The organism is Slackia equolifaciens, assembly GCF_003725995.1.
Lineage (GTDB): Bacteria > Actinomycetota > Coriobacteriia > Coriobacteriales > Eggerthellaceae > Slackia > Slackia equolifaciens.
Genome location: NZ_QIBX01000032.1, coordinates 1 through 9,394 on the forward strand (window position 1 = coordinate 1; position 9,394 = coordinate 9,394).

Here is a 9,394-nt window from a genome sequence, read left to right on the forward strand (position 1 = left end):
GAGTGGATGCGCTGGTTCCGCGAGGGGCGCATATCCCAGAAGCTCGGGTGGCTCACCCCGGACGAGCGCCGCGCGGCGCTGGGCTATCCGGTGCTGTAGGATGTACAAGAAAACGTCCGCGGTCCCCGGTCACGACGTGTTTGCCAATAACAGGTGATTCCTGCTTTGGTCAGAAGCCTTTGGCGTTGGCGCGGAGTGTAGGTCGCCACCTCGCTAGGAAGAGCAGGGCGAGGACCTACGACCGATATGTCGCCCTTAAGTACATTCACGAACTGAGGAAGCTCGTCTAGGCTCAGCTTGCGCAGCCAATGACCAACGCGCGTCACGCGCGGATCGTCGCGCATCTTGAATACCGGCCCTGTTTTTTCATTAAACGTTTTCAATTCCGCAAGTTTTTCTTCGGCATCCGTACACATGCTGCGGAACTTGTACATTTCGAACTCGCGCCCGTCCTTTGTAACGCGTGTTTGCTTAAACAGAACGGAACCTTTTGGATCATCGACCTTGACTGCAATGGCGATTGCGACATAAAGCCAGCAAAAGAAGACAAGAATAAACAGGCTGAAGACGATATCGAATGAGCGCTTAGCGACTCGGTATGCAATACGCCCAGTACACAACTTCTCCGCTGCTCTCAAGGTCTCTTCGTCGGGCAAAACCGCGGATTCAAACGCCTCCGTCATCCCGCTATTCAATTCTTCACTTGCGTTTGCTGACAATTTCCAGTCCGACTTTGATTGTTTTCGTTCTTCCCATCATGGGCATATCCAGATACGCGATTCGTCGGTGCCGGTCGATCTTGCTTATCTGCCCCTCATGGTTCATGAGCGGGCCGTTCAACACGATCACCCTGTCGCCCTCGATGACTCCTTCGCTCATCTTCACCACCCTGTCCCCCAGGTCGGTGAAAGCGTTGAGCCACCTTACCTCGTCGTCGGTCAGGGGGATAAACCTATCGTCATTGCCCAGCAGGCGCGTGAACGCGGGCACGCGCCGCAGCTCTTCGTTCACGCGTCCTGCGTCTTTGCATTCGATGAAAAGATATCCGGGCACCAGCGTTTCCACCCGCTTGTGCCATTCGCCGCGATACCGGCGCATGATCTCGTAGCGCGGGATGAAGCACTCCTGCACCAGCCCTTCGCTCACGAATTTGTCGATCATCTCAACAACGCGGCCTTCTTGGCCGCCGGCAACTTGAATCACATACAGCGCCATGGGCACCACCTCCCCATAGTGCGGAGGTCCAGGGCATAGCTTCGCCCCAGAAAGTACCCTCCCTGCTCATTGCAATGACGATATTCATCCCCTTAACCGCCAACGAAACGCGCTCTCAGCGACGATTTCGCGCTATCAAGATATGTCCCGCGCCGCGGCGTGGCACCGCAGCCGATTGAGCCACGGCGTACCGCGGCCCGCGCTTGAGATTTAAACCTCAAGCGCCTTGGTGCCCACGCTTGCGCGCAAGCACCCGCTCCGCGAGCGGAGCATGGGGCGCCATCGCGACTGTGCGAGTCGATGGCGCCCTTGCGCAGTTTCCTGCGGCAGAAGCGGCTGCGTGGCCGCACCTGTCGCAACAAGCTGCATGGCAATCTCGCCTGCTCCTAGAGCTGCACTCCAAGAGCCTGCTCCAATCCAAGAGGGCGTTCAGCCCCTCGGATCGGTTGCCCGCAGCATACCCGCGAGGAAAAAAGAAGCACCCCCCCCCCGAACGAATCGGGAGAGTGTGCTCGTGCCGGCCATTGCGTCGTGTTGCCATTACGGCTTCGCGTCACGCAAAAACCGGCCAAAAAGAAGCGGGAATCGCCCGAGGAGGCAAAACACTCCCTCACACGCATCCCGCAACCGCACGCTAGATACGCATATGCGCGCCTCGCGTACGATAGTTCTTCTTTGCCTCCGCAAAGGCCTTATAGTGATCAACGTTATGCGCATCGCTCGCAATGTAGCGGTACAGCATCTCATCGAACATCTTCTTTGCCGGGCGCTTTTCCGCCCCCAGGCGCCCGCCTCGCACAAAGTCGGACGACGCCTGCAGCTTGCAGCCCATCTTCACCAAACGACGAGCGTAGCTGATGTCGTTCTGAATCAGCCGATAGCGCTCGGGGTGCGCGATGATCACGTCGTACCCCATGCCCTGCAGCTCGAAGATGGTGCGTTCGTACTCGTTCCACTCAAGCTCGGTGGCACGGGTGGAAAGCTCCAGAAGAAACTCGTTCGAGCCATCAAAATGGAGGTACTCCGCCCACTGCATGCCCAGCTCCATAAGCTTGGGGTGGTACACCTCAAAGCCCATCTGCAGCGGAAAGCCGTCTGCGTGCTCAACCAGAAGCTCGTAGGCATCCCACATGGCATCGTAGTCAAAGTAAGGGTCGCGGCAGTGCGGGGTGCAGGTGATGCTCGTAATGCCAGCCGCCTTGGCGGCCTCCAGCATACGCAGGCTCTCGTCCAAATCGGCCGCGCCGTCATCCACGCCTGGCAGAATATGACAGTGCACGTCGCGCATCCTTATGCTTTCCCTTTCTTCAACCGCGAGCGGGTTTGCACCCACCCTGATCCATTCATACTGCCACGCATCGCTCATAATTTGTTGTGCAACATTTTGAGCGAGCGCGTATCTTACGTGAATTTGACTGCCCGAAGGCGATCATTTGACGCCGCCCGCCGCCGCAGCCAGCGCCCACCAGGCCTAACGAGGCCTAGTTAATGCCATGCCTGCCGCGACCGCGCTGCGCGGGCATGGGCGCATCCACCGCGAAATCCGCATCAGGCGCCGCATCCCCCGCTCCCGCGGAATGGCCGCCGGAATGACCCTTCTTCACACGCTTGCCGTCCTTGGTGTAATACGCGTAGTAGTACTCGCTCGTCTCGGTTTCGCAGCCGTTCAGAATCACGCCCAGGATGTTTGCCTCGGCCTTCTTCAGCTGCTCGAACGCATGCACCACCTCGTCGCGCTTGGTGAAGTTGTCACGCACCACCAGCGCCGTGCCATCCACCATGGTGGAGAGGATGGCGGCGTCGACGAAGGTGCCCACGGGCGGCGTGTCAAAGATCACGTAGTCGTAGGCGTCCTCCAGAATCTGCACCAAACGCGCGAAGCGCTTGGATGAGATGATGTCGGCCGGGTTGGGAATATGAGGCTCGGCATCCAGGAAGTCCATGTTCTGCTGACCGGTTGCCACTACAGCGTTTTCCCAGCGCACCTGGTCGGAAAGCACGGCGTAAAGGCCCGCCTTGGCGTGCGCGCCGATCATATCGGCCACGCTGCGGCGGCGCATGTCGCACTCGACCAGCAGCACGCGCTTGCCGCTCGTGGCAATGGCCTGCGCCAGGTTCACGGCCACGGTAGTCTTGCCCTCATTAGGCACCGAAGAGGTAATGACCAGCGTGCGGATGGGATTGTCGACGCTGGCAAAGCGGATATTGGCCAGAAGCGTTTTGGCGGCGTTCTGCACCACCAGCTTATCGGCACCGCCCTTCTTTCGCGCCATGTCTACTTCCCTTCCTTCATTGCCGGGATGCGGCCGATAACCGGCACGCCCAGAAGCTCTTCCACATCTTCAGCGCCGCGCACCTTGGTGTTGAGCACGTCCATCAGCACCACGATGGCAACGGCCAAAAACAGACCCGCAAGAAACGCGACCGCGGTGTACATCATGCGATTGGGACCGCTGGGGCTCTCGGGCGTGATGGCCTCGTCGATCACGTTGACGCTCTGGACGTTCATGACCTCCTGAGCCACAGTGGACACGTTCTTGGCCAGCTCGTTGGCGATGATGGCGGTGCTTTGCACATCCTGGCCGGTCACGCTCAGCGTAAGCACGCGCGTGGTGGTTTCGCTCTGCACCGCGATGTCGTAGTCGTTCAGGCTGTTCATCTGCAGCGCCGTGGCGGTATCGCGGGTCACGCGATCGGAGGTGATGAGGTTGGCCACGTCGTTGGTGATCATCTGGCTGGCAGAAAGATCGGTGCTCATGGTTGAGGCCGATCCACTATCGCTTTGCACCAACACGTACATGCTGGTGGAAGCCGTATAGGTGTTGGGCATGAACAAGAAGCTCACAAGCCCCATGGCGATGGCGCACACAATGGGCAGCGCTATCACCAGCTTGAGATGCTTGCGCATCAGTTTGAGAAGTTCCAGTAACGTCATGATAGGTTTGCCTTTCAAGCCCGCTATTCAACAGGCGCTACATCATCGGTGGTCAGTCCTGCGTTGGCGGCCAGATCCTCGTACTGCTGAGGTGCAGGCGAGTTGGTGGCAGCGCCCAGATTGGGGTCGCTTGCCTGCGCCTCGGGAATCTCCGCGGTTTCATCGTTGGGATCGAGCCCCGCATCCACACGCTGCATCATGGCGCGCCATTCGTCGAACATGGTTGCCACATAGCTCACGCCATCCTGAGAGAGCGAGTAGCTGGGGCATGCCGCCGAATACATGGTCATGTCCTTGCCCAGGAACTGCTGTGCAAGCGCCACCATATCGGTCACGGAGTAATCGGTGCTCACGCTCTCGGCCAGCTGACCGATGATATTGGGGAGCTCTGCCGGGCTTGATGCTAGCACCTGCTTAATGATTCCCTCCACGATTTGACGCTGCGCCTGAGCGCGGCCGAAATCGCCACCGGAGACGTTATAGCGCTCACGGGCATACGCAAGAGCCTGTTCGCCGTTGAGCTTTTGCTCGCCCGCCTCAAAAGCCATACCGCCGTTACCGGCATCAAAGCTCTCAGGCACATCTACCCAGATGCCGCCCAAGGTGTCCACCACATTCTCGAGCTCGTCGAAGTGCACCTCGGCGTAATGGCTGATAGGCACGCCGGCGAATTCGGACACGCACTCAACGGCGCCCGCTGCGCCGCCAAACGCGTAGGCGGCATTGATCTTTTGCGTGCCCTGGCCCTCGATGGTGACCATGGTGTCACGCGGAATGGATATGAGGTCCACCGTAGCGGTATCGGGGTCGATACGCGCGAGCATGGTCACGTCGGAGCGGCTGGCCGTATCGCCCTCGCGCGCGTCGCTGCCCAGAATGAGCATGTAGAACGCGGAGCTTTCCTGGCCGTCCGCCGCCTGGGCGGGCTGCTCGAGCACCTGGGAAAGCGCCTGCCGGTCCTCTTCGCTCAGACTCATAGATGAGTTAAGGGAGTTGATCCACAGCGCGAGCGCCGCGCCCGCGGCAACCACCAGCGCCAGCACAATGCCCACGATGATGAGGGCGATCTTGGCACCCTTGTGTCGCTTCTTGCGCACTTTGATCAGGTTGTCGCTATCGCCGTTGCCAAAGGGAGATTGGCCGCCGTAGGGGGATCCGCCATACGCGGCGTTGCCGCCGAAGCCCGGTTGGCCCTGACCTGCGCCATGAGCGCCGCGTGAAGCATGTGCAGCGCCGTATGCAGCGGGACGAAAACCGCCCTGGGCATGTGATGCGCGCCCCGCCGTAGCCGGGCGAAAGCCCGAAGGAGCAGCCGAGCCCGACGCACCCTGAGGCACCTGCCCGCTCGCGTGGCTCCCACCAGCCGCAGGCTGGCCATAGTCCCGACCGCCCATGGGCTGCCCAGGCTGGGCCTGCTGGCCGCCCCAAGGCTGCGCCGACCGCGCATCCCCAGGCTGGCCCGACTGGAAGCCTCTAGGCTGGCCTGGCTGCGCGCCCCTGGGCCGCCTTGGAATATGTGGGTTCTTATCGCTCATATCGTATACGCGCTATGCCAGATTCCGCTCGCCGCTTGGCCCTGGCGTTTCCTTTCTCTATCTCTTTGCGCCCCGCCGCGAAGCCTCTGCCTCGCAGCCGTTGCGCGCCCTCGCGTCACCTGAAAAAGTCGGAGGCAATGATAGCACCCCCCCCCCATCGGTTTTTAAGCCCCGTGGAGGAAAAATCGGCGAGCATTCAAACTTTAAGGATTGTAAAGGATGGTTGGATGCTTTGCGTTGGTCCACAACCAACAAAGCGCGATTCTCCGTAAAGCCAATGTAAAATTTCACCGAAACGTGGGTTGGCGCCAATCGACAATGCTCAGGTTGACGACTCTCGCAAACCCATCGTGGCCATCGCAGATCAGCATCAGGGCCTTCGCGAGGCTTTGCTGCGGCCCTTTGCCATGCCGGCCCGGGTACTACGCTTGCGCCCTGGCGGCGATGCATGCGGATCGTCAGCTTCACGATGAGTAGGGAGCGTAGCCTTGAGCCTGCCTAGCGCCTCGGTTGCCGCATCGCGCGCCGCCTGCAAGCCCATGCCCTGCTTGTTGGCGCGTGCGTCATCCGAGATGGCGCGAAATACGCTGCGCACGGAGAAATCGTCCGAAGCTCCGGCGTTCTCGGTCAAGTCGTCCACCAGGCGGTCCAGCGCGCTTTCGCCCTCGATCCGCTGGCGAGACCGCCCGCTATCGCCTTCGCGATCCGTGAATCCGCGCACCGTCCCAAGACGCGACGTAGAGGGAGCCATGCGCAGCCGCGCCGTAGCGGGAACGAAGCCCGATTGCGGCACGCCCGACGGCGAGGACGACGAAGGCAGCGCGGGTTCGCCCTGGTGCGATGGCTGCGAGAGCTCGGTCTGCCGCGATGCCCGAGAGAAGCCCGGCTGCTGCAGAGGTTGCGAAGGGGCCGGCTGTCGCGAGGGCCGCAGATCGGCCTGCGGCGTATCACCGGGCGCCAAGCTCCCGTGATGGGATACGATATCGTCTGCACCCGCCTCACGAGCGTGTCTCATGTCCCAGCCTCCCTTCTTGCCATGGTCATTCGAACTGTCGCGCAAAAACTTGCATTGCGGCGAAATCCTCACGCTGCTGCACAGAAGTCATGCGTGCGGCGGCACAGTACCGCCCACATTTCCGCGCATGGTTCTTATGCTTTTCGCGCAAGAGCCCTGCGCACCGCAGAGTAAACCCGCATGCGTCACGCGAAGACCTTGCTTTTAACCGCGGAATCTAGCACGCATTTCCCATACAGGCTAGAGATTGTAACCCGCCTCAAACACAATTTGTTGCACAACAAATTATTTGTTTGCCTTTGCGCCCCTCTTTCGACACGCGGCTCCGCATCAGGGATGAGCGGCGGCCGAACGCGCCCCATGTGCGCGGGCGTCCGCCACCTGTCAGCGGCAGACCGCGATTGACACGCATCTAACCTGCGCGCCGCACACGGCACGCGCGCGTCATGTTCATTATTCCACCGTGCCGTACACGTAGCCCCAACCGTGACCGGCGATCGATGAATTCAGCTGGGTGCATAGCGCCACGCGCGTATAGGCGCCCGGCGGCAGCAGGTCCACAATCTCACGCAAATCCGCATGGATATCGAAGGTTTCTGCCGCGATAATCACATCCAGCCGCTCCGCGATGGGGCCGTTCTTATATACATAGTCTACGACGCGCTGGAGCTCGCCGTAGGATTCGCTTCGTTCGAGCAGAGCCAAGGAAAGTCCTCTCGTGCATCAATGTCCTTGCGCTGGCAGGCACCTCTTTGCTGGTGCCTTCTATAGCAATTGCGCAAGCGCCTCTTCGTGGCAAGTATCTCACTATCTCCTATATATGGGAGCGTATACGGAGGCAGCCAAGCAAGGGCCGCCCCACCCACCCGGTTTCATCCGCCGCAGAAAGCCCGGCTCGACGCAAGCGACAAGCCGTCCGCGCCTGCCCGGTTTTACCGCACGCAATCGCGACCGAGCGCAGCCACCGCGAGCGCACCCGTATAGGCCGGCGTCGCCTCGCCGCACGCGCGCAAGAACTGCGCGCCCGCTGCCCGCAGCTGTAGCGCGGCATCAGCCAGCGCATCGGGCATGGGATAGGGATTGCCCGGAACAGGACCGCCCAACGACGCACGCTTCTTCTCCTGGGCCGTAGGGGCCTTCACGCGAATCTGCACAAGGATGGGAGTCTCGGTGAGCTGAGCCATCTGGCGCACCGCAGCGCACAGGGCTTCGGGCGCGGCAGAGCTGCGGATACCCACAACATCAGCGCCCCGCATGGCTTCCACGGCCTGCTGCACGGTCATGCGGTCGAATTCGCCCTGCTCATTGGCATCCATGCTGGCAAACAGCGGGCCGTCGTACGCTTTGCGCACGCCCTCGATGGCGCAACGCATATCGGCCTCGGTGCGCATTCCGTTGAGGAACAGCGCGTCGAAGGGCGTCCCCTCCCCGGAGCCTGGAACCGCGCCAAAGCCCAACGATGCGCCCGAAAGCCCTGAATGGGAGCCATCAGAGAGCGATCCGGCGCTTTTACCCACGCCCGCGCCGGCCTCATGCCCCGCGCCGGTCTCATGCCCCGCGCCGATCCCTTCTCCTACAAAAGCACGCGCGGCGGCTTCATATTGCTGAGCGGTCTGCTTGAGCGAAGCCTTGTTCGAGGGGTCAAGCGGCAGACCGCATGGGCCGATCTCGCACAGCACATGCTGGGGATTGTTGACGTTTACGCTGGCCAGAGCCGCAGTTGCCACGTCGGCGGCACGGTCTTCCATGCGCGCGTGGGCGAGGCGCGCCGGGCAAATGCCCTCGGTGGCCGTAACCAGGCAGTGCGCACCGGCAAGCGCCTCGAGACGCAGAGCATCGGCCGCCATCTCAGGCTCGATAAGACTGGTGAATTCAAAATCCTCGTGCACGTCCACGCCCTGCCGCGCAAGTGCGTAGTCGATGGGCGCGGATAGCACGAGCATGTCATGATGGAATCGCAGTTGAATATCAGCCATGGGGATTCGCTCCAAACTCAAACGGGATTTGCTGCAGACCATTGTAGCGCAGGGGGCCCAATGCAGAGAGCGCGCCCGCGTGAGAACCCCCGAAGCACAAACGGCGCCGCAAGCGCATACCCGCCAGTCGTGAGCGCATGCTCAGTGGCGACAGATATCCATCTTCGCAAGTCGCTGACCCATGCCTGCCGCTGACCGATGCCTTCCGCTGACCCATGCCTGCCGCCGAGCCACAATCGCCCACTGCGCCAGCGCGATTTCCGACACGGGTTTTACACCGATTTGCATCCGAGAACACAAGACCTCCACGGCGTCGTCATAGGTTCTCAAAACCCCATCTTTATAATTAACGCTGCAAGCGCAAGGCTCCCCTCCTTCACTTGCCTGCTTGTTCAAGCAGAAACGGTGCATTCCCCTTGCACCGATCATCCCCTCCTTGTGTGAGGCCCGGCCCTTCCCTTCCGGGCCTCGATCTTTTTCTAGGGACCGATTTCAGCATCATCGCATCCGCGGCATTGCCGCTCCTGCAAAATCTACGTTCGGACCGGCGGGCTGCCACTTATTTCAAGTATGTAACCCATAATCGCCCCGATGGGACCGCGGACGTTTTCTTGTACATCCTACAGCACCGGATAGCCCAGCGCCGCGCGGCGCTCGTCCGGGGTGAGCCACCCGAGCTTCTGGGATATGCGCCCCTCGCGGAACCAGCGCATCCACT

9 protein-coding genes are annotated in these 9,394 nt (G+C 61.0%); all 9 read right to left on the bottom strand.

Annotation, left to right across the window (positions count from 1 at the left end; translation table 11 throughout):
* Positions 1-83: 83 nt before the first annotated feature.
* The 9 genes from DMP06_RS11065 to DMP06_RS11105 all read right to left on the bottom strand — a co-directional run bounded on the left by DMP06_RS11065 (position 84) and on the right by DMP06_RS11105 (position 8,676).
* Positions 84-683: a sugar transferase gene (locus DMP06_RS11065; RefSeq protein ID WP_123209791.1), complete on the bottom strand. Its 600-nt coding sequence runs from the start codon at positions 681-683 to the stop codon at positions 84-86.
* A gap of 16 nt (positions 684-699) precedes the next feature.
* On the bottom strand, positions 700-1,215 hold the full coding sequence (gene loaP / locus DMP06_RS11070) for an antiterminator LoaP (protein WP_123209792.1): 516 nt from the start codon (positions 1,213-1,215) through the stop codon (positions 700-702).
* 634 nt (positions 1,216-1,849) lie between these two features.
* Positions 1,850-2,503: a CpsB/CapC family capsule biosynthesis tyrosine phosphatase gene (locus tag DMP06_RS11075; RefSeq protein ID WP_123209793.1), complete on the bottom strand. Its 654-nt coding sequence runs from the start codon at positions 2,501-2,503 to the stop codon at positions 1,850-1,852.
* Between the two features lie 193 nt (positions 2,504-2,696).
* Positions 2,697-3,488, bottom strand: a complete 792-nt coding sequence (locus tag DMP06_RS11080; protein WP_123209794.1) for a CpsD/CapB family tyrosine-protein kinase — start codon at positions 3,486-3,488, stop codon at positions 2,697-2,699.
* Between the two features lie 2 nt (positions 3,489-3,490).
* Complete coding sequence (locus DMP06_RS11085) at positions 3,491-4,150, bottom strand: YveK family protein (RefSeq protein ID WP_123209795.1); 660 nt, start codon at positions 4,148-4,150, stop codon at positions 3,491-3,493.
* Positions 4,151-4,173: 23 nt separating this feature from the next.
* Positions 4,174-5,487 carry an LCP family protein gene (locus DMP06_RS11090; protein WP_245962504.1) on the bottom strand — a complete coding sequence of 438 codons (1,314 nt, stop codon included), beginning with the start codon at positions 5,485-5,487 and terminating at the stop codon, positions 4,174-4,176.
* A 568-nt stretch (positions 5,488-6,055) separates the two neighbouring features.
* Positions 6,056-6,700 (bottom strand): hypothetical protein, encoded by a 645-nt coding sequence (locus tag DMP06_RS11095; RefSeq protein WP_123209797.1) that lies wholly within the window; start codon positions 6,698-6,700, stop codon positions 6,056-6,058.
* Between the two features lie 453 nt (positions 6,701-7,153).
* The gene (locus DMP06_RS11100) at positions 7,154-7,405 is read right to left on the bottom strand and encodes a hypothetical protein (RefSeq protein ID WP_123209798.1); all 252 of its coding nucleotides are present in this window, start codon (positions 7,403-7,405) and stop codon (positions 7,154-7,156) included.
* A 227-nt stretch (positions 7,406-7,632) separates the two neighbouring features.
* Positions 7,633-8,676 carry a phosphoadenosine phosphosulfate sulfotransferase gene (locus DMP06_RS11105; protein WP_123209799.1) on the bottom strand — a complete coding sequence of 348 codons (1,044 nt, stop codon included), beginning with the start codon at positions 8,674-8,676 and terminating at the stop codon, positions 7,633-7,635.
* Positions 8,677-9,394: the final 718 nt, after the last annotated feature.